General features: G+C 44.0%; 17 protein-coding genes. 7 read left to right on the forward strand and 10 right to left on the reverse strand.

Features of this window, described 5'->3' with window-relative positions:
• Positions 1-8: 8 nt before the first annotated feature.
• A complete protein-coding gene (locus RH45_RS01630; RefSeq protein WP_008072971.1) occupies positions 9-665 on the reverse strand; it encodes a GntR family transcriptional regulator in 657 nt (218 codons plus the stop codon).
• Between the two features lie 178 nt (positions 666-843).
• A complete protein-coding gene (gene pykF, locus RH45_RS01635) occupies positions 844-2,256 on the reverse strand; it encodes a pyruvate kinase PykF (protein ID WP_008072972.1) in 1,413 nt (470 codons plus the stop codon).
• Positions 2,257-2,688: 432 nt separating this feature from the next.
• Here pykF and RH45_RS01640 point away from each other — a divergent pair, with 432 nt between their 5' ends.
• The 3 genes from RH45_RS01640 to RH45_RS01650 all read left to right on the forward strand — a co-directional run bounded on the left by RH45_RS01640 (position 2,689) and on the right by RH45_RS01650 (position 6,694).
• Positions 2,689-3,450: a DeoR/GlpR family DNA-binding transcription regulator gene (locus RH45_RS01640; protein ID WP_008072973.1), complete on the forward strand. Its 762-nt coding sequence runs from the start codon at positions 2,689-2,691 to the stop codon at positions 3,448-3,450.
• 81 nt (positions 3,451-3,531) lie between these two features.
• Entirely contained in the window at positions 3,532-5,364 is a 1,833-nt protein-coding gene (glmS, locus tag RH45_RS01645; RefSeq protein ID WP_008072974.1) for a glutamine--fructose-6-phosphate transaminase (isomerizing), read from the forward strand.
• A 217-nt stretch (positions 5,365-5,581) separates the two neighbouring features.
• Positions 5,582-6,694: a DUF481 domain-containing protein gene (locus RH45_RS01650; RefSeq protein ID WP_008072975.1), complete on the forward strand. Its 1,113-nt coding sequence runs from the start codon at positions 5,582-5,584 to the stop codon at positions 6,692-6,694.
• A gap of 16 nt (positions 6,695-6,710) precedes the next feature.
• Here the strand turns inward: RH45_RS01650 and RH45_RS01655 are convergent, their stop codons facing one another.
• The 6 genes from RH45_RS01655 to ispB form a co-directional block, all read right to left on the reverse strand.
• The gene (locus tag RH45_RS01655; RefSeq protein WP_008072976.1) at positions 6,711-7,355 is read right to left on the reverse strand and encodes an HAD family hydrolase; all 645 of its coding nucleotides are present in this window, start codon (positions 7,353-7,355) and stop codon (positions 6,711-6,713) included.
• A gap of 28 nt (positions 7,356-7,383) precedes the next feature.
• A complete protein-coding gene (locus tag RH45_RS01660) occupies positions 7,384-7,914 on the reverse strand; it encodes an MltR family transcriptional regulator (RefSeq protein ID WP_008072977.1) in 531 nt (176 codons plus the stop codon).
• 53 nt (positions 7,915-7,967) lie between these two features.
• On the reverse strand, positions 7,968-9,116 hold the full coding sequence (locus RH45_RS01665; protein ID WP_008072979.1) for a mannitol-1-phosphate 5-dehydrogenase: 1,149 nt from the start codon (positions 9,114-9,116) through the stop codon (positions 7,968-7,970).
• A gap of 113 nt (positions 9,117-9,229) precedes the next feature.
• Positions 9,230-11,182 (reverse strand): PTS mannitol transporter subunit IICBA, encoded by a 1,953-nt coding sequence (locus tag RH45_RS01670; protein WP_008072982.1) that lies wholly within the window; start codon positions 11,180-11,182, stop codon positions 9,230-9,232.
• 498 nt (positions 11,183-11,680) lie between these two features.
• On the reverse strand, positions 11,681-12,760 hold the full coding sequence (locus RH45_RS01675; RefSeq protein ID WP_008072985.1) for a TRAP transporter substrate-binding protein: 1,080 nt from the start codon (positions 12,758-12,760) through the stop codon (positions 11,681-11,683).
• A gap of 666 nt (positions 12,761-13,426) precedes the next feature.
• Positions 13,427-14,398 carry an octaprenyl diphosphate synthase gene (gene ispB / locus RH45_RS01680; protein WP_008072987.1) on the reverse strand — a complete coding sequence of 324 codons (972 nt, stop codon included), beginning with the start codon at positions 14,396-14,398 and terminating at the stop codon, positions 13,427-13,429.
• A gap of 272 nt (positions 14,399-14,670) precedes the next feature.
• Here ispB and rplU point away from each other — a divergent pair, with 272 nt between their 5' ends.
• The 3 genes from rplU to cgtA all read left to right on the forward strand — a co-directional run bounded on the left by rplU (position 14,671) and on the right by cgtA (position 16,720).
• Positions 14,671-14,982: a 50S ribosomal protein L21 gene (rplU, locus tag RH45_RS01685; protein ID WP_008072988.1), complete on the forward strand. Its 312-nt coding sequence runs from the start codon at positions 14,671-14,673 to the stop codon at positions 14,980-14,982.
• A 20-nt stretch (positions 14,983-15,002) separates the two neighbouring features.
• Complete coding sequence (gene rpmA, locus RH45_RS01690) at positions 15,003-15,260, forward strand: 50S ribosomal protein L27 (protein WP_004409945.1); 258 nt, start codon at positions 15,003-15,005, stop codon at positions 15,258-15,260.
• A 290-nt stretch (positions 15,261-15,550) separates the two neighbouring features.
• Positions 15,551-16,720 (forward strand): Obg family GTPase CgtA, encoded by a 1,170-nt coding sequence (cgtA, locus tag RH45_RS01695; protein ID WP_008073007.1) that lies wholly within the window; start codon positions 15,551-15,553, stop codon positions 16,718-16,720.
• A 91-nt stretch (positions 16,721-16,811) separates the two neighbouring features.
• Here cgtA and bcsG read toward each other — a convergent pair whose 3' ends face one another.
• Complete coding sequence (gene bcsG / locus RH45_RS01700) at positions 16,812-18,434, reverse strand: cellulose biosynthesis protein BcsG (RefSeq protein ID WP_008073009.1); 1,623 nt, start codon at positions 18,432-18,434, stop codon at positions 16,812-16,814.
• Between the two features lie 178 nt (positions 18,435-18,612).
• Positions 18,613-20,190 carry a cellulose biosynthesis protein BcsE gene (bcsE, locus tag RH45_RS01705; protein WP_008073013.1) on the reverse strand — a complete coding sequence of 526 codons (1,578 nt, stop codon included), beginning with the start codon at positions 20,188-20,190 and terminating at the stop codon, positions 18,613-18,615.
• Positions 20,191-20,805: 615 nt separating this feature from the next.
• Between bcsE and bcsQ the strand changes: the two genes are divergently transcribed.
• Complete coding sequence (gene bcsQ, locus RH45_RS01715; protein WP_008073016.1) at positions 20,806-21,576, forward strand: cellulose biosynthesis protein BcsQ; 771 nt, start codon at positions 20,806-20,808, stop codon at positions 21,574-21,576.

Raw genomic sequence — 21,576 nt, forward strand, 5'->3', positions numbered from 1 at the left:
TAGTGCCTTTAAGCCGCTTCGATGACATTTTGAATATGCGTCATGGAGCGATTTAGATGATTTTCAAACGTCTCTGTTGCCTTGTCTGTCTCTTTGGCCAAGACAAGCTTCATGAGCATTTCATATTCGTCGATATTGAAATTGCTAGAATCTAAGCCATTGACTAAAGCAAAGTAGCGGTAGCGCTTAACTTGGTTAATCAGATCATTAAAAAAGCTCAACATATGCTTTGATTGTGCCCCTTCTAGCAAGGCAACGTGAAAATGATGCTGGCGCTCTTCCCACTCTGTCCAATTATCGAAGTTTTGGGATAGTTTAACTCGTGAGAGTTTGTGGAAGGCGGTCAGCACTTCCAGTTCCCAGCTCTCATCGCCGGAATCGATTGCCTGTTTAAGCAGGGCTGAAGCGACAAAACGTAAACTCTGATACAGGTCAGTGAGCTCTTCAACAGTCACAGGTGCAACCCAGCAGCCTTTTTGTGGTTCAAGGTTGACGTATTTTGTCCAAGAAAGCTGGACTAGTGCCTCGCGGATTGGCGATGCACCTACGTTATATTTGGCCTTTAGCTCAGCAACGACCAGCTTCTGACCGGGTTTTAAGTCACCGTTTAAAATGTCCAGATAAATCATTTTTGAAACTTTATCTGTCAGAGTCGGGCTAGACACAATACGCTCCTCAATACTAAAAGTGCGGTTTATACACCAATTTTATTAAACAGTATTTTGTACTGCTGGTTATTTTTTGATAATACAGCGTACTGAATATGGGAGCAAGAAAAAATATAATAAAAAAAAGAGGGCATAAGCCCTCTTTTTATTAAATAGTGAGAAAGTAAGTTTTCTCTTATAGAACGTGTACAGAAGCTGTGTTCGTTGTACCTGAAGCAACTAGAGCACCAGAAACCATAACAACGATGTCGCCTTTGTTACCTAGGCCTGATTCTAGCGCAAGTTCTTTACCTGCAACGTAGAATGCGTCAGTGCTTTGGATAGACTCAACAACAACTGGTGTAACACCTTTAGTTAGAACTAGCTGTGCAGCAGTCTTAGTGTTAGTTGTTAGTGCTAGGATGTTTGCCGTTGGGAAGTACTTACGTACTGAGCGTGCAGATTTACCACCTTCAGTTGCAACAACGATAAGTGGAGCTGCTAGTTTCTCAGCTGTGTCTACTGCACCTTTACATACTGCTTCAGTGATACGTAGACGAGGGCTGTCTAGACGAGAACCTAGCTCAGCTTTTAGAGCTGAATCTGTACGGTTCGCGATTTGAGCCATGATAGTTACCGCTTCAACTGGGTACTTACCTTTAGCCGTTTCACCAGAAAGCATTACTGCGTCAGTACCGTCCATTACAGCGTTAGCAACGTCGCCTGCTTCCGCACGAGTAGGACGTGGGTTGTTGATCATAGAATCAAGCATTTGAGTTGCAGTGATAACCATCTTACGTGCACGGTTACACTTCTCGATCATCATCTTCTGAGCAAAGATTACTTCTTCTGCTGGGATTTCAACACCTAGGTCACCACGAGCAACCATGATGCCGTCAGAAAGCTCTAGGATCTCGTCGAAGTTATCAACACCTTCTTGGTTTTCGATCTTAGAGATGATGTGGATGTTCTCGCCGCCGTTTGCAGCAAGTACTTCACGAATTTCTTGAACGTCAGAAGCTTTACGGATGAAAGAAGCTGCAACGAAGTCTACGCCTTGCTCACAACCAAACTTAAGGTCGTTCTTATCTTTTTCAGATAGTGCTGGTAGGTTTACAGAAACACCAGGAAGGTTAACACCTTTGTTTTCGCCTAGTGCACCGTTGTTAAGAACTTTACATTTAACTTCAGTCTCAGAAGTTGCTAGAACTTCCATTTCGATTAGACCGTCGTCTACTAAGATAGTGTTGCCAACGTTTAGGTCAGCTGCAAAACCTGCGTAAGTTACCGCTACTTTATCTTTGTTACCTACAACAGAAATGTCTGTTGTAAACGTGAACTCTTGACCTGCTACTAGATCAACGTCATCGCCGTTTTCTAGTTTGATCGTACGGATTTCAGGACCTTTAGTGTCTAGAAGGATAGCCAGTTGCTTACCAGACTCTTCCATCACTTTGCGGAAGTTCGCGATACGAGTGCCGTGCTCTTCATAGTCACCGTGAGAGAAGTTCAGGCGCATTACGTTCATGCCTGCATTTACTAGTTCAGTTAGCTTCTCTACAGATTCAGTTTTAGGGCCAATCGTACATACGATTTTGGTCTTTTTCATGGAAGATACTCTCCGGTCAATAATAGTTACAATTTGAAAGTTGTTAATCTTGTGGAAGTCTCAATAGTTTACCGAGCATTTTGTGCCTGCTTTTCAGCGGTAAACTGACAATTATCACATGACTTCAAAACTGAAAGTCTTTCACCAAGTTTAGTCATTTTATGACCAATAAAATGGGCAAACATTCAGCATTTATGTGACTAACCTAGGATATACGCCGTTAGTTGCAAAAAAATAACGTTCAATTCTGTAATTTTTTTTCTTTTAGGTCGCGCATTCTACCACCGAATCACATCAATATCACTGTTTAAGAATTGTCTTAGGACAAGGTTTTATCGCTATTTATTAATTTTTTGGATCGAAATAAATGGACGGGAAAGTTTCGTTTTGACTATAATTGATTTCACAACGAAACTTTTAAGCGATCATTTAATGTCGAAACGAAACACTCAACTAAGAAGACACGCAATTTCTAACTTGGTGAACGAAAAAGGTGAAGTCAGTGTTGAGGAACTCTCCGTTCAGTTTGAAACCTCGGAAGTCACAATAAGAAAGGATCTGGCGTCATTAGAAAAAAATGGCCAGTTACTTCGTCGCTATGGTGGCGCTATCGCTTTGCCGAAAGAGGTTGTCAGTGATGAATTGAACAAAAATGTTTCGGTTCGAAAGAATGAACTCGCTGAAGCCGCAGCGAAACTCATCCGCGAGCATAATCGTATCGTTATCGATAGCGGTAGTACTACTGGTGCACTGATTAAACAGTTGGACGGTATGCGTGGCTTAGTCGTCATGACCAATTCACTCAGTGTCGCGAATACCCTTAATGAGCTGGAAAGCGAGCCGACTCTGCTAATGACAGGTGGAACGTGGGATGCACATTCTGAATCGTTTCAGGGGCAAGTAGCTGAATCTGTTCTAAGATCATATGACTTTGACCAACTGTTTATTGGCGCTGATGGCGTCGATTTGGATCGCGGTACGACAACGTTTAATGAGCTGGTCGGCTTAAGTAAAGTCATGGCTGAAGTGTCTCGCGAAGTGATTGTGATGGTCGAGTCGGAAAAGATTGGTCGCAAGATCCCTAATCTTGAGTTGGCTTGGGATATGGTCGATATCCTGATTACAAATAAAGATTTACAACCTGAGTTGAAGCAAGTGATTGAATCACATGGCATTCAAGTGATCTGTGCTTAACTTGGTCACAAATTTAAACTAAAGAACCGCTACTGGCTTATTGCTTGCTGCCAGACGGAAATAAAAATTGGAGCTTAGACTATGTGTGGAATCGTAGGTGCAGTGGCACAACGAGATGTAGCAGAAATTTTGGTAGAAGGTTTACGTCGCTTAGAGTATCGCGGCTACGATTCTGCGGGTGTGGCAATTGTGGATGGCGAGTCAAACCTGACCCGTGTGCGTCGCTTGGGTAAAGTTCAAGCACTAGCGGATGCGGTAGAGTCGGCAGAAGTGGTGGGTGGTACGGGTATCGCTCATACACGTTGGGCTACGCACGGCGAACCTTCTGAAACCAATGCGCACCCACACATGTCTGGTGATATTGCTGTTGTCCACAATGGCATTATTGAAAACCACGAAGAGCTACGTGAGCTTCTACAATCACGTGGTTATGTATTTGAATCTCAAACGGATACTGAAGTGATTGCTCACATGGTAGAGTGGGAACTGCGTTCTTCGGAAACATTATTGGAAGCGGTACAGAAAACGGCCAAACAACTAGAAGGTGCGTATGGCACGGTAGCGCTGGATCGTAAAGATCCTTCACGTATTGTTGTTGCGCGTTCAGGTAGCCCTATCGTGATTGGTTTCGGTGTCGGTGAAAACTTCCTAGCTTCAGACCAACTTGCCTTGCTTAACGTAACTCGTCGCTTTATGTACCTAGAAGAGGGCGATGTTGCGGAAATTACCCGTCGTGAAGTGTCTGTATTCGACGTGACGGGAGAGCGTGTCGAACGTGAGATCATTGAGTCGAATGCTGAACATGACGCGGGTGATAAAGGTAAATACCGTCACTTCATGCAGAAAGAAATCTACGAGCAACCAACGGCTCTGATCAACACCATGGAAGGCCGTGTAACATCGGACTCTGTCGTCACGGAAGCCATCGGTGTTAACGCTGCGGAAATTTTAAGTAAAGTCGAGCACGTACAGATTGTTGCTTGTGGTACATCTTACAATGCAGGTATGACAGCGCGTTACTGGTTTGAAGACATTGCCGGTGTAAGCTGCGACGTAGAAATTGCTTCAGAATTCCGTTACCGCAAATTCGTGACTCGTCCAAACAGTTTACTGATCACGCTTTCTCAGTCTGGTGAAACCGCTGATACGCTAGCGGCGCTTCGCCTCGCGAAAGAGAAGGGCTACATGGCTGCAATGACAATTTGTAATGTGGCTGGCTCGTCTTTAGTTCGTGAATCTGACTTTGCCTTTATGACGCGCGCAGGTGTGGAGATTGGTGTGGCTTCGACTAAGGCATTCACGACTCAGCTTTCTGCGTTACTGATGCTGGTAACGGCACTCGGTAAGCAGCAAGATCGTATCAGCAAAGAAAAAGAGAAAGAGATCGTTGAAGCTCTGCATGCGCTACCAAAACAGATCGAAGCAGCGCTCTCTTTTGAGAAGCAAATCGAAGAGTTGGCGACGGACTTTGCTGATAAGCACCATACTCTGTTCCTTGGTCGTGGTGAGTTCTACCCAATTGCCATGGAAGCGTCTTTGAAGCTAAAAGAAATTTCTTACATTCACGCAGAAGCGTATGCGGCAGGTGAACTGAAACACGGTCCTCTAGCGCTGATCGATGCAGATATGCCAGTGGTAGTCGTTGCACCAAGCAACGATTTGCTAGAGAAACTCAAATCAAACGTCGAAGAAGTGCGTGCTCGTGGTGGTCTACTGTACGTATTCGCTGATGCCGACGCTGGTTTTGAAGCTGACGAGACAATGAAGATCATTACCATGCCTCACGTTAGTGAAATCACGGCAGCGATCTACTACACGATCCCAATGCAGCTGCTCTCTTACTATGTTGCCTTGATTAAAGGTACCGACGTTGACCAACCACGTAACCTAGCGAAAGCGGTAACGGTAGAGTAACGCATTGAGGTGTGATTGCGCTTACAGATAATAGTATTGCGCTATTTTTCACCATAGAAGCGAAAGCGAAGTCACATGACTTCGCTTTTTTTATACCCGAAGGCTTGGTTATGATGAGATTTCGCTGACATGAAACTGCCCGCTTTCTGACAAGTTATGTGATTGAATCGCTATCGTAACTCTCCATCTGTACTGGTTTCTCAACTTAAAGGTCGCTATGAAAACTCAACTCTTAGCTATTGGTGTAACGACAACATTGTGTCATCCGTTTACTTACGCAGCGCAAGAGCTAACGCAACAGGTCGTGAGTCAAACTGTTCTTATCGAACAAGGCGATGATTGGCTGAAGTTGAAATCAGGTGAAGTGATAAAAGGGGAGTTGACCGGAACCGTCAAAGAGGAAGCAAATTCTTTTGAGCAGGAAATTGAATTTGATAGTGACGATTTGGGCGAGCAAGAAATTGAGATGGAAGATATTGATATTCTCCAGACAGCGAGCTTCTTTACTATTCGTACCACGAGTGGCGAAATATTTGATGGCTATCTTTCTATTCAGAATCAACGACTTTACTTACTGAACAATGGCCAACAGCGTTCTTTTCCGGTTGAGCAGGTGGTGTCTATTTATCGAGGTGCCGAAGAGGACTCTGCGCATTGGGAAACGGAGTTGTTCTTAGGATTAGACATCAGCAAAGGTAATACTGATGAGTTTTCGCTTTTGGGAGAAATTGAGGCGGAAAGAAACAACGTTGAATCGAGAACGAAACTTAAGGCTCGCCACCAGAACTCCAAAAGTGAAGATGAAACCATCGCTAATAACACCTCGTTTGATGGCTCCTATGACATCTACCTGAATAATCGGCTGTTCTTTCGGCCACTTAAGCTCGTCGTTGTGAGTGATGAGTTTCAAAACCTCGACTATCAAGTCAATGCATCTATGCAGATGGGCTATTTTGTTATTGCGGATTCAGATACGGAGTGGGATGTCTCTGTTGGTCCAGGTTATCAATACACCGACTTTAAAACCGTTGAGGAAGGTGAGTCAGGCAGTGCAAGCAGTACGGCAATGACCTTTGAGTCAAACTTTGAGTATGAATTGACTGACGATATCGATTTTAGTCACAGCTATAACTTAAATTGGGCGAGTGACGATGCGGGCGGTACTCGACATACCAATGAGTTGGGATTAGATATCGACTTGATTGCCGACTTGGATTTTAGTGTCAAAGCTATTTGGGAGCATGTATCCAATACCAAAGCAGACTCAGATGGCGTGGTACCAGAAAAAGACGATTACAAGCTCCATTTCGGGTTTAGTTATGAAATCTAACCTAGGTCAACGTGCTTTATCGCTCGTCGAGTAAGGGAATCACTGCGCTTAAAGATGTGGCAAGTGTCACCTTACGTTCTATTTCAGCATCCGGTGGTAGTAGGTCTGGAATCATAACCACTTTACAACCAGCAGCTAGTCCTGCTTTAACGCCATTGTTTGAATCCTCCAGCACTAAACATTCATTCGAACTCACATCTAATCTCTGGTAAGCCATCTGATAACAGTCTGGATTAGGTTTGCCTAGCGTGACATCCTCAGCACTAATGATGAGATCGAACTGGGCTAAATAATTACCTTTGGAAAAGTTACGTTCGACATCAGGACGTTGTGAAGAGGTGACGATGGCCATAAGTAGATCGCGTTGTTTTATGGCAGTCAGGAGTGGTTCAAATCCTGGTTTGAGAGGAACACCATCAGAGCTCAGGCTGTGGTAGTGCTGGTCTCGAATGGTTCGATAGCGATGTATATCGATAGCGCTTTGAAAGTAGTCAACAAGCCGCTGTTCACATTGTGAATCTTGCACACCAATAAACTGCTGATAAAAGTCATCAGATATAGCTAGCCCTTGTTCTAGAGCAGCGAATTGCCAGCTTTGTTTATAAATAGACTCACTATCAAAAATAAGGCCATCCATGTCGAAGAGTACAGCTTTAAGCATATGAGATTCTTTCTATTGCGTAGGGAAATCAGAATGGGCTCTCTTTACCTAGTTCATTGCATATCTCAACGATTGCAAGAGAGAGCCCGGACTTGATTATTTGTTGCTGACGTTTGAGTTGTAGCTGATAAAACTTGAGATCGATATCATCATCAGGCTCCATGACTTCCATATGCACCATGCCCATCTTTTTGACCAGATTAAGCTGCTTGATTGGGTCTAAGATATTGGGATCAGTAAACTCATAATCGGTCGCGTCGCTGTTTAAGATGTTTTTGATTTTGATGATATCTTCGATATCGTGATAAACATCGTTGGGCAGTACTCCTAAACCAAACAAGAGTTTAAGTCGCACGGATAAATCACCCAGTGGGCCTGAATCATGAAGCAGTGGACCGACAACAGATTGAACCGCAAAGTTATCTTTCTGAAAGATACGCTGCATCAACGCATCAATAGAGTCATTAAACACATCAACGGCAGCAATAAAAAAGCCGCGAACCGAAGGTGCGTTATTTAATCGCTCTATAATGTCGGTTTCATTTATTTTGTCTGCCATATACTGAACTAAATTTCGTTTTAATAAGGGGAGGGCTACTCCCCTACATATTGTTATAAGGTGTTGAAAATTGACTCAATTTGAGCAACTTCTTCACTGTCTTCACTCAAGCCTGTGTAGCAAGCGAGTGTTTTGCTCACACCATGCTCTTTTAGTGAGTTTTGTAGCTCGATTGCTTGAGGATCTTCACTACTGCGGTATTTTAATGCGGCAGCAATGCCTTTTAAAAGCGTTCTGTTTTCAGTGCCATACTCGATTGTACCGAGTAATGGTTTGATTAATCTATCGTTTGCTCCTAATTTGCGAATGGGTTGGCGACCAACACGATCGACTTCATCAACAAGATAAGGGTTAGCAAATCGACTGAGAATTTTATCTATGTATGCCGCGTGCAATTGGCGGTCAAAACCATAACGCTGAATCAGAACTTCTCCACTCTCTTCCATTGCTTGTTTTACATCGGCTTGGATCTCAGGATCTTCTATCGCCTGACGAATCGTTTGGTGGCCTTTTAAACAGCCTAGGTAGGCGGTAATGCAATGCCCTGTGTTTAGGGTGAACAGCTTACGTTCTACAAAAGCCATTAAGTTATCAGTCTTCTCCATCCCAGCAATATCGGGGATCTCTCCTTTAAACTGTTGTTGGTCTACAATCCATTCGCTGAAGCTTTCTACTGTGACTTCTAGTGGATCATCATTGGCAGCCTCTGCTGGTGGGACAATACGATCCACCGCTGAATCGACAAAACCAACAAGTAGGTCAGCTTTAGCATGTAATGAACTCTCTAGATGCTTGTACACTTCACCTTTCAAGTGCGTGGTGCCGCGAACCATGTTTTCACAAGCAATAATGTTAAGTGGAGCGTTGTTTCTGGCTGCAAACCTTTTGGTAATGCCAGTCGCGATTGTCTTAGCGATAATATCGAGAGCATTAGGACCAACTGCTGTGGTGACCAAATCTGTTTTCACAATTCGGTCAATCACATCTTCACTGGCTGAGTTTACTGCGGTGACGTGGCTAACCGTATCAATCTGACATTGAGTGCCAACAACTTTAACTTTGTATTCCTGTTTATGGCTAAGTTGATCGACCAGTGGGGCATCAACGTCAGCGAAGGTCACGTTTACTTCTGCGTCCGCTAAGAGTTTACCGATGAAGCCACGACCAATATTACCTGCGCCAAAATGAACAGCATTTTTCATAATTTACCTACCAATTTCAATTAAATAAAACTAACGACTCTAGGGTGAGGCCAACCGTATAGGGGGGCAGTTGACCTCGTTTGCTCTCAGGAGCAAAGTTGTTAAAGAGGTGATTAAGCGGCTTGCGGACTTCCAAGAATGTTGAGTATTTCCGCAACATCTTTGGTGCTCGTTAGCTTATCAATGGCCTCTGGCTCATCGAGTGCGTTAGTTATGGTAGTAATTACCTGAATATGTTCGTCATTTTTGGCGGCTATGCCAATGACAAGCTTGGCGACATCGTCTTGATCGTCGGTAAACTGGATGCCCGATGGATACTGACAAATAACGATGCCTGTCTTTTTAACTTTATCCTTAGCTTCAATGGTACCGTGTGGAACAGCGATTGATTCACCCAAGTAGGTCGGAACGAGTTTTTCTCGCTCGAACATCGCGTCTACATATTCGGGTTCGGCATAACCCATCTCGACCAGTTTATCGCCAGCAAAACGAATCGCCTCTTCTTTGTTCGCCGCGTTCAGACCCAGATGAATGTTTTCTGGTGCAATTTGGAAAACGGTTTTCTGCTGAGGTTCAAAAGTGTCATCATTGGCTGCCATCAGAGAAACTTTGACTGCTTGTTCATCATTTGCAGCTTGGTTTTTCTGTGCGGCAAGTAGCTTAGTGACCAGTTGATTGTACATTTCACTGTCCAAGAAGTTAGTCAATGAAATGTGTGTAGCGTTAGGCGCATGCTTGCGAGCTCGATCCGTTAAATCTTTATGAGTAATCACGATATCGGCACTCTCTGTTAAGTTGTTGATCGCAAGGTTGTTTACGCTGATATTTAGGCCTGCGTCTTGTACTTTTTTACGTAGCATACTGGCACCCATTGCGCTGGAACCCATTCCCGCATCACAGGCTACGATAATGCTTTTGACGTCCGCTAGGTCTATGCTGCCTTTGTTTTGAGTACCTGCAGCATTGTTTGACTTCGCGGCTGACTTCATGTCTTTCATTTGTGATGTTGCTTTTTCAAGTGCTGCTTCATCCCCATCTTCTTCTGTACTTGATTGGGTTTTCATCAGCAAAGCCGCAACCGTAAATGAAACACCTGTCGCAGCAGCAATAGAAGCAAGAACCCCGACGATAGATGCTTTTTGAGTCATGAGTAAGATAGCGAAAATCGAACCAGGTGAGGCTGGAGAAACAATACCTGCGTTAAACATGACAAGAACAAATACGCCCGTCATACCGCCTGCGATTGCTGCAAGGATCAAGCGCGGGTTCATCAGAATATATGGGAAGTAGATTTCGTGAATGCCACCAAAGAAGTGGATGATCGATGCACCACCAGCGGTCTGACGAGCGGTACCTTTACCAAACACCATATAAGCTAAGAGAATGCCCAGCCCCGGCCCAGGGTTGGCTTCAATGAGGAAGAAGATCGATTGACCCATTTCGGACGCTTGCTGGATCCCAAGCGGAGAAAAGATACCGTGGTTGATCGCGTTGTTCAGGAAAAGGATCTTGGCAGGTTCAACAAAAATTGAGGTTAAAGGTAGCAAGTGTGCTGAAACTAGGAAGTTAACCCCAGCGGCGAGACCACCAGAAAGTACTTTTACAAATGGTCCAATGAACATGAAAGCGAGCATTGCGCCAAGCATACCTATGATGCCTGCTGAGAAGTTGTTAACCAACATCTCAAAGCCACTTTTCACTTTGCCGTCGATGTAGTTATCAAATTTTTTGATTGCCCAGCCACCCAAAGGACCAACCATCATCGCACCCATGAACATAGGTATATCGGTGCCCACAATCACGCCCATCGTGGTGATTGCACCAACAACCGCACCGCGTTCGCCACCGACGAGTTTGCCGCCGGTATAACCGATTAACAGTGGTAATAGGTAGGTAATCATTGGGCCGACCATAGACGCTAAGGTCTCGTTGGGTAGCCAGCCTGTTGGAATGAATAGAGCAGTAATAAAACCCCACGCGATAAACGCGCCGATATTGGGCATTACCATATTAGACAGAAAACGACCAAAATTTTGTATCTTGATCTTAGCATCTGGTGATATCATAACAGTTCCCCGTTCGATGTTCTGATGAATATTGTAGTAGTACGGTTCGCCAAAACCGCTTGATTGCTTAGTACCCAATCAATTTACCACACAAATTCATTTTGGAACTGACGACGGGTTTTTTGTGAGCTCGTGCAAAAAATTCCACCAATAAACCATTCTTATAGCGATCTCTATCAAGTAATTAATGTGTAATTTTTATACAATTTATCAATAACTGATATGTCAATAAAATAATGATGATCAATATCTCATTTATGTTATTTTTGTGATGGATTTTTATGTGATGTTTATCACTAATTCTTAATGTTGAATTTTAGGGCATTACTTTTGTGGGACTATCGTCACATTTTGTGCTCGAGCGATCATGAGTTTTAGTGTGATATCCCTCTCGTTTTTGCTTTTATGAAATAAAGCAACAGTTAGCTCTAGAGAAGAACGGCAGGCTATGGATGTGTTTTAAGTGGGTGGCAAGGGTATTTTGCCACCCATACAAGCTTAATTGGTATCAAGATAGGCTTTTGAAGAAATCTCAGTCCAGGCACGTACTTTAGTTAGGTACTGTTTCTGAGAGTTGATGATCTCTTTTGCCAAAGCATCGCTGCTCGCTTGCTCTTTGAGTAGTTCAGTCGTTGCGGTTTGCATGGCTTTTAGCACTTCTGGTGGGAAGTCGCGAACCTTAATATCTGGGTATTCAGCGCTCATCGTTGCCCAGCTGTTTGCATTTGCGTCGACGGCTTGAGTGTACATATCAAATGCGGATACGCGGAAGGCGGTTTCTAGGATCGTTTGTAGATCCTTCGGTAATGAATCCCACTTTTTCTTGTTTACCAAGAACTGGGTTTCTGAGCCCGGTTCATGCCAAGCGGTGTAGTAGTAAGGGGCGATTTTTTGAAAGCCCATGCGCAGATCGAAAGCAGGGCCTACCCATTCAAGCGCGTCAATGGTGCCTCGTTCAAGTGAGGTATACAGTTCTCCGGGAGCAATGTTGGTCGGCTTAGCCCCAACCTTAGCCATCACTTCTCCGGCAAAGCCCGGAATGCGAATCTTGAGGCCTTTTAGGTCTTCGACGGAATTAATCTCTTTCTTAAACCAACCGCCCATTTGAATATCGGAATTGCCGCCTGGGAAGGACAGCAAGTTGTGCGGCGCGTAGACTTTCTCCATGAGCTCCATACCGCCCCCGCGATAGAACCAAGCGTATTGCTCGGTTGAGATCATGCCAAAAGGCATTGAGGAGAAGTACAGGGTATTCGGGACCTTACCTTTCCAATAGTATGAGCTGGAGTGGCCCAAGTCATACTGACCGGATTTCACCATATCAAAGATGCCCAAAGGGGCTTTGTGTTTATTGGCAGAATCAATACGGATTTTGAGTCGTCCATTGGACATCTCTTCGGCGAGTTTAGCCATGTTTTTTGTGGCATCGCCCAAGATAGGCGTGTTTGGTCCCCAAGTTTCAGCCAGTTTGAGTCGATAGACTTTATCGGCAGCAAGTGTAGTAAAAGACGTTGTGGTTAATGAGAGGGTAACGGCACCAACCAGCAGTGAGCGGAGAATTTTTAGTTTTGGCAGCATGACGTTGCGACTTCCTTGTTGTTGTGATGGTCATTGATGCTTAGCATTCCGCTTGTCTAATTTATCGTCAATCTGCTTTTTCGCTATTAATTGAGGGTATGGCAGATGTGGTTGCTATACTCGCGCATAAAGTTGGTAGAAGAGTTTGAATATGGAATTTAGGTTGAAGGATTCGTTTTGTTAAGATGGCTTCATTGGCATAAAATTTTGATGGAAAAAGTGCAGTGTTGGTCACGCACTTTCGGGAGGCTGAGTCATTTATCAATGAGTCGTCGAGTGGATTTTCTACCTTTAGCTGTTAGAGGGATAAGTTAGAGTATGACATTCCTGTGACACCTTTATACATTGAGGCTGGCTAGATGAAGATTAATGTAACGATGATTTTTTAATTAATCTAAAAAATATATTGCTCACAAAATATACTAATTTTATATCTAAACTAAAGTTTCATTGCTAACGTAATCAATGCGGGTGGTGTTATTGAACCTAGACGAGCACAAGACTTACAGGACAGTAACCAACAACATACCTTCGCATTTGCTGATCTGGAATGCCTCATCTAAAGAGGAAAAACGGGAACCTTAGGTTCCCGTTGCTGTATCTGGCTGTCCCAATACTAAAAAGCCTGAGTGATTAAACTCAGGCTTTTGGTTCTCTAACCGAAGGTTAACTCGACCGATGAACAGACATGTGCGCTAAAGTGATCAGTGCCTGCTTATATTCAGACTCTTCAAGCACAGAGAGTTCTGCGATCGCTTTATCTGCTTCTTTATAGGCTTGTTGGCGCGTGTACTCTAGTGAGCCCGTTTCATCCATTGCCGCCAGAATTTCCTTAAGCTTGTCCATGCCGTTAGCTTTCTCGATGGCTTCACGAATCATGCTGGCTTGTTGTTCACTGCCATTTTGCATCGCATATAAAAGAGGCAAGGTAGGTTTGCCTTCCGCGAGGTCATCACCAACGTTCTTACCCATATCATCACCATCAGAGGTGTAATCCATCACGTCATCGATGAGCTGGAACGCAGTCCCTAGATACTTACCGTAATTCTGCAGAGCTCGCTCAACGTCTTCAGGCGCATCATTTAAGATGGCACCAATTTGGGTTGCCGCTTCAAATAGTCGTGCAGTTTTTGAGTAGATAACCTGCATGTAGCTTTCTTCGGTCGTATCAGGGTCGTTACAGTTCATCAACTGTTGAACTTCTCCCTCCGCGATCACGTTTACCGCATCACTCATGAGTTTGAGGATCTTCATGGATCCTAGCTCGGTCATCATTTGAAATGAACGCGTATAAATGAAGTCGCCAACCAGAACGCTGGCAGCATTACCGAAGGCCGCATTAGCCGTCGCTTTACCACGGCGCATATCTGACTCATCCACAACATCATCATGCAATAAAGTTGCTGTGTGAATGAACTCAATGAATGCTGCCGCAGTTGTATGTGCATTTCCTTGATAACCCAAAGCGCGAGCAGATAATACTGCTAACATTGGACGTATGCGCTTACCACCACCACTAATGATGTAAAAACCTAATTGGTTGATTAAAGATACGTCTGAATTGAGTTGGGCGTGAATTGTTTCATTCACTTTTGCCATGTCATCGGCAGTTAGCGCTTGGATAGCTTTAAAATCCATGGTAAATCCGGCTGAAGTTAGAACTTGTAAGGTCTTCTTATCTGCTTTAATCGCTGAATAATACACTAAAAAACGTTGATTAATACATGCTTAAAAGGCATGATTGCCGCACTTTTAATTGGCGATTAGCTTTTCGCCAATTTTTTCAAAATATGGCTTGTCATAGGTGCGACCTTTCTGTAGAATCTGCGCCCTATTGATGATTAGTTTAGCGCACACCCAAGATGCTCATTTAATATGCATAAGGCTGTGCGGAAAAAGCGGAGTAAGATATGTACGCTGTTTTCCAATCTGGTGGTAAACAACACCGTGTAAGCGAAGGTCAAACTCTTCGTTTAGAGAAATTAGACGTTGAAACTGGTGCAACTGTAGAATTTGATAAAGTTCTTCTTGTTGCTAACGGCGAAGATGTTAAAGTTGGCGCTCCTCTAGTAGAGGGCGGTAAAGTAGTTGCTGAAGTTGTACAACACGGTCGTGGCGATAAAGTTAAAATCGTTAAGTTCCGTCGTCGTAAGCACTCTCGTAAGCAACAAGGTCACCGTCAGTGGTTCACGGAAGTGAAAATCACTGGTATCAACGCTTAATCGATTAGGAGAGTTTAACAATGGCACACAAAAAAGCTGGTGGTTCTACTCGTAACGGCCGCGATTCAGAAAGCAAACGTCTAGGTGTTAAGCGTTTCGGTGGTGAGTCTGTTCTTGCAGGTAACATCATCGTTCGTCAACGTGGTACTAAGTTTCACGCTGGTACTAACGTTGGTATCGGTAAAGACCACACTCTTTTCGCTCTTACTGAAGGTAAAGTGAAATTCGAAGTGAAAGGTCCTAAGAACCGTAAATTCGTTAGCATCGAAGCTGAGTAATTTAAACCTAGTTTAAATCACTTATTAGCTTTCAAGCTGAATTCAAAAGCCCTGCCGATTCGGCGGGGTTTTTTATTTATGGTGACTATGAATATGGAACCAATACTAAGGCACTCTGCACAGAGTCCCTTCATATTTGTTCCAGTAGCAGAGTAGTGAAGATCTCAGGTGATCAGTCTGAAACTGGAATCTGCTAGAATTTATATCATTCATTTTCCCTAAGCCTTAGGGAGTACTGAGATGATATTTGCAACGCAGCTACGATAAGTAGCACAAGCGCGGAGTAAGAGATGAAATTCGTTGATGAAGCGGTAGTAAAAGTTCAAGCCGGCGATGGCGGTAACGGTGTAGTGAGTTTCTGGCGTGAGAAATTCGTTGCGAAAGGTGGCCCAGATGGTGGCGACGGTGGCGATGGTGGCGATGTATACATCCAAGCCGATGAAAACCTTAACACGCTAATTGATTACCGCTTCCAGCGCTTCTATGAAGCGGAACGTGGTGAAAATGGCCGTGGTGGTAACTGCACGGGTAAGCGTGGTAAAGACAAAGTGCTTCGCGTGCCAGTAGGTACTCGCGCTGTTGATATACATACTAATGAGATCGTGGCTGAAGTGGCTGAGCATGGCAAAAAAGTCATGGTAGCAAAAGGTGGCTGGCACGGTCTTGGTAACACTCGCTTTAAATCTTCTGTGAACCGCGCACCACGTCAAAAGACGTTAGGTACGAAAGGTGAAATCCGCGAAGTGCGTTTAGAGCTACTGTTGCTGGCTGATGTGGGTATGCTTGGTTTACCAAATGCGGGTAAATCTACCTTTATTCGTGCGGTATCTGCGGCGAAGCCAAAAGTAGCCGATTACCCATTTACGACGCTAATCCCAAGTTTGGGTGTAGTGAGTGTTGTTCCTGAGAAAAGCTTTGTGGTTGCTGATATCCCAGGCCTGATTGAAGGTGCTGCGGATGGTGCTGGTTTAGGTATTCGCTTCTTGAAACACTTAGAGCGTTGTCGCGTTCTACTGCATATGATCGACATCATGCCAATTGATCAGTCGGATCCGGTTGAAAATGCATTGACGATCATTGATGAACTCGAGCAGTACAGTGAAAAGTTGGCTGATAAACCACGCTGGTTGATCTTCAATAAAGTGGATCTGATGCCAGAGGAAGAAGCGAATGAAGTGATCCAAAATATTCTTGACGCACTAGGTTGGGAAGAGGATTACTACAAGATCTCTGCAGTAAACCGCGATGGTACCAAAGAGCTATGTTACAAGCTTGCTGACTTTATGGAAAACCTACCACGTGAAGAAGAAGAGCTTTCAGAAGAAGAGAAAGTTGACTTCATGTGGGATGATTACCATAAAGATGCGATGTCTGGTTCTGATGTTATTACTGAAGACGATGACTGGGATGATTGGGACGACGAAGAAGATGATGGTCACGTCGTCTACGTCCGCGATTAACTGAATAAAAAAGCCGCAATGATTTGCGGCTTTTTTTTATCTGTTCCCTCAACGAAATGGCTGGCCAATGAGTGGCCAGCACTTCGGTGATCTAGTTAGGGTAGTCTATCCAGCTGGTTCCATCTAAAGATACGTAATAACGCTTGTCGACTTCAATAACAGTTGAACCAGAGTTTTGTGCTACAACGCGTGTCTCTGGGAGCCCGTTGGCCAACTCAGCTGGATTGAACGTCGATTTGGTATAGATATCCTGCTCAAGAATATTCGATACCAACTGTGATAGCGCCAAGTAACTAGAAGGTGCTTGAACATGCACTGTATTTCCTTGACGTTGAAGTCCAGGACCAAAGATTTTCACGCCCACAGGAGTATGAACGATCGTTGGGGCAGGAATTTCACGCATACCGGAAATTTGCATTCTGTCGCCTCGCATTCCTGCGCCGTGCTCAGGAACTAAAGCCACCACGATATTGCGCTCTGAGGCTTCAAGCTGCTTAAAGAACGCGTATAAATCATCAAGCAGGTTCTTTAAGCGAGCTTTGTAACTAACCAGCGACGTACCAGATTTGCTATTGATGATGCGGTTACCGTCATGGAGTGAAATTGAGTTGTATAGGGCAACAACTTTTTCATCATTGCTGCTGAGTCTTTGTTGCCACCAATTATCAAGCACTTGTTTGTCTCTAAAGATTGAAGATCCATCAAACGATTTTTGATATGGCGTGAAGCCTTCTTGTGACATCAAGTTGGTTTGCAAGTCACCGTCTCGTTTTATCAGCTCAAGGAAACTGTCAAAGATACCATTATGGTTCATCAACAAGTTTTCTTTAAAGCCTAAGTTCTTTAAATTATCAAACAGATAACATTGTTTGCTCGGTGCAGGATCGAACAACTGTGCGTGCTTCTGTTGGCCGCAACTGGCACGGAGTAGCCTGACAACCGCAGGACCACTGTAAGACGTCGCAGCACTGAAGTTATCGAACATGATGTCGAACTCTGTAAATAGTGGGTGATCGCTCAGACCCGCGATTTCAATATCGTCCCATGCGACAGAGCAAACACTTAAAAACAACATGTCGAAAGGTGCACTTTGCTGCTCTGTGCTGCTAAACGTGACTCGACGAGAAGATTCCTGAACGAAAAACTCTTCCTTTAGCTTATTTAGAGTGGTGTCGTTAATTTCAGTAATCTCAGGTTGGGTGGTTGGCTCGCTTTGAGTCGGCGTGGCTGGTGCAGTAGAAGCAGCAACGGTAGCCGCGGGGCTTTGCTCACTTTCAGGAAGGCTCACCATGATCATGGCGATAACCACTAACACTGAGACACGGACAAACTTACTCAATAGAAAATAGCCTGCGCATAGCGTAAAGATAGCAATGACGGCTTCAAGAGAGACAAATCGACCGAGTAGCTCAACAAGGTAGCTCATCTCAAATTGCATCAATTGGCCTGCTTGCGCCCATAAGCGTTCAAGCGGTGGAAGGTATGAGTCGTAATGTAATAACCATGCGGCAGCGGGTACGGCCACCAAGTGACGGAATATGTTGAGTGGTTTCACTCGTATCGGCAGCAAAATAAACAGCAATAAGGCAAAGTTTTCCAATGGATGGAAATCAATGACGCCCTGAATATACAAGGCCACTTTCGCGATAAAATATATGTTCCACCATCCAAGGCCAATCGAAAATAGAGGTGGTTGTTGAGAATGTGAAGTCATCACTTACGCTTCTTTTTTTCGTTTATAGAAAGGTCTTGTTCGAAATATTTTGAGTGCTGCAATCTGCGCTGGTAGAAACGCTTGAGCATTCTCACTGCATCCCGCATAAAATAACCGAGAAAAAGACCGACAGTTAGGCTGATGCCTACGGTGAGTAAAAAATCATGAATATTCATACTTAACCCTTAAGGCGAATGGCTTGTTTTACGGCAAACAGTTCGGGCTCTTCAGCTATGGTGTGAGCCGCTGGGCTAAACAGTTTCTGCTCTGTCGCCAAACTGGATATTTCTTTCGCCACTTCTACCTTGTCTTGCACTATGTACTTTAGCTCAGCTTCAACATCGATTTGTGTATCAAAGATGCGGACCGAATGAAACAAGTCGCGGACAGGGAACTCGAAGATGTTGCTCAATGCCATGTCTATGTCGCTTGGGCGTATCATACTGAACAGAACGTACAAGGCGGTATTACCCGCCGTAACGACATCGCCATCTCTGCGTATATGACAAAGTCGTAAACATTCACCCGCACTCATACCAGGCAAGAGTTTTAACCTAATCAGACAATAATTCACATTAGCGTGAGTTGAGTTGGTAATGATGTCCGTGCAGTATTGAATGAAATCTTGATGATTTAAGTATCCTTTGCTGCCAAATTTGACATCGTATTTCAGCAGAGAGTCTAATGTCCGAGGCAAGGTTCGCGTCAGTATCTGGCCTTGTATGGCCTCAACTTGTGTCATAAATCGCGTGTGCGGCACTTGTGCTGGGCAAATCAAGTTAACGCCTGCTCGGAGGAAGAACTGTTCATCTGCATGGCGCAGGCACTGTTTGGTCTCGCGGATTATAATCTTCAGTTGGCGACCTGCTTGAGTTCTTAAGCGGTAGCAATCGAGCGCCAACTGATGAACCTCTCCTTGGCTTGTGCAACTAAAGATAAGAGTAGAAGCTCTGGGGCTGTCGAGCATGTCGATCAAATGTTGGTTGTTGTCGGCCAAGTGAATACTTTTGGCTACGACAGCGCCTTCCATAACCGCGTCTTTACTCATATAGACCCGTTCACTGTCTGCTTTGTCTTCTTTTACATCTGTTGAAAGGAAATGCTCGTATTGAGTGGCTTGTAGGTGGCCTTGGTCACCAAAGGTCACAATGAACTCTTGCTCTGACTTAACGCCATGAGTGTTGGACCAAAAATCGATAAGATAGCTGTAGCGCGAATTATCCAACACAGCCATTGTCGTCAAACCAGCAATAAATTGGTTGATGGTGAGCAGTTTTGGCTTGAGAACGGAGGTGGCGAGGTGACCAAAAATGCAAATATTCACTTTCAGACTTTTCTTACGTGCCAAAGCGTTTATTTTCCTTAAAAAGACTCCGATGTCATCATCGCTGTAGTGAGACAGTATTGAATCAGGGAGAATAAGCACTAATTGTGAATTATTTCTAAGGGTTAGCTTATATAAATCTTTTGCGAGTATTAATGGTGCTAGTTTCTTTTTTGCCTTTTTTACCGCGAGAAAATAAAGCGAACTAATGTGATTTTCTGCCAAATAATCAAAAGCTTGTATAGAGTTGTTATCAAGTCCAGATAGAAAAGTGTCCTTATCGACAAAGCTGGTCACGCAGCTATCATGGCTGATAGCCGAGGCACTAGAGAGGAACTCTAGGACCATATGCTTATGTGTAAACAAATTGACGTAGACTGACTTGCTATTTTGTTCACTGATAACTGCGGGCAAACTGTTAATTAATGACATGGAAAAGCCTTTTGGGTCAGTGGTTTATGTTGTGTTTGTGTGTGTTTTGTCAAGCTGTACGCTGACGAGTACAGTGTGCATTGCAATTGCCATTGTGACAAAAATATGACACTGTGATCTTAAACGAAATTGATCAACATTAAAATTAGATATAGCATTATCTTCGTCGAAGTTGATGAGTCAAATCTCAATAAAGGGAACGTCTATACTTGCCCAATCAATTATAGTCTTACTTATAATTTGATTTAGAGGGGTCAGTGTTTCCCTTATTCTTGTCTGCTGTTCGGGCTATTGCTTAGAGACTAAATTATCTGGTGGCATACGGTATGTGTGTCAATTTTTTATCGGCCGGTTCAATATAGAAGCTCTTGTGTAAGAGCTTCTTCGTTTTAATTGGTTTAGAAATTATGTGGATAGTATTTTGACTGAAACCGCGAAAGATATTAAATCGATTTATGCTTCTTATGACCTATCACATTCAAATTATAGAGAGACAACCGAAAGTGAGTCATATTTAGAAGCTAAGAACAAGTGGTTGATACTTAAAGTAAGTGCTTCCGAAAATCGTCATGAGCACCTTAAGCAACAGGTGAAAAACAGTTCAACGGAATCCCTATGAAACGTCTGCTTATCGTAAGTTTGAGAAAAGGCTGTGGTGCGACTACAGTGACAGCCAATTTGGCTCAAACTCTAGTCAAAATTAACAAGCAGGTGTTAGCCGTCGATCTATCGCCAGAGAATTTGCTTCGCTTTCATCTAGGGCTCACTTTGTCGGAACGAGATGGTTGGGCTGCCCGGATGCTGGTCGAAGAACCTTTTATTGAGGCTGGCTATCAAAGCCCTTTGGGCGTCTCTTTTTTGCCCTTTGGTCAGTTGAACGATCAACAACGCGCAACGTTTAGTGAGGTTGGGGGGGACGTGATGTCTCAACTCGGCAACACGCTTCTTCAAGTCGAGCAAGAGGAGCAGTGGCAACTGTTTCATGGCGAACTGGAGCTGCTTGAATCACCGGCTGGACGTGATTTGATCGATTCAATGGATAGGGTATTCGTCGTATTAAATGCAGAAGCGATGAGCTATGCCGCTTTGCAATCTCAGTTGCAGCGAAATCCTATTATCGCAGAGCTGCTTGATAGCAATAAAATGCGTTTTTTGCTGAATAAATACCAACCTGAAACAGAGGTGGGGCGTGACTTTATGCTCGTGTTGAAAAATGAGTTACAAAGTGCCTTAGCCCCAGTCTATCTTCATCTGGACACCGCATTGTTAGAGAGCGCTGCAAACTTAACAACGGTGCAGCATCATTCGGCATCCAGTCAGGCGGCGAAAGATTTTCAATCTTTAGCGTTTTGGTGCGTGTCCGCCCTCTCCAACCCAAGTTATTAA

The sequence above is a fragment of the Vibrio sinaloensis DSM 21326 genome, from assembly GCF_000189275.1.
GTDB classification, from domain to species: domain Bacteria; phylum Pseudomonadota; class Gammaproteobacteria; order Enterobacterales; family Vibrionaceae; genus Vibrio; species Vibrio sinaloensis.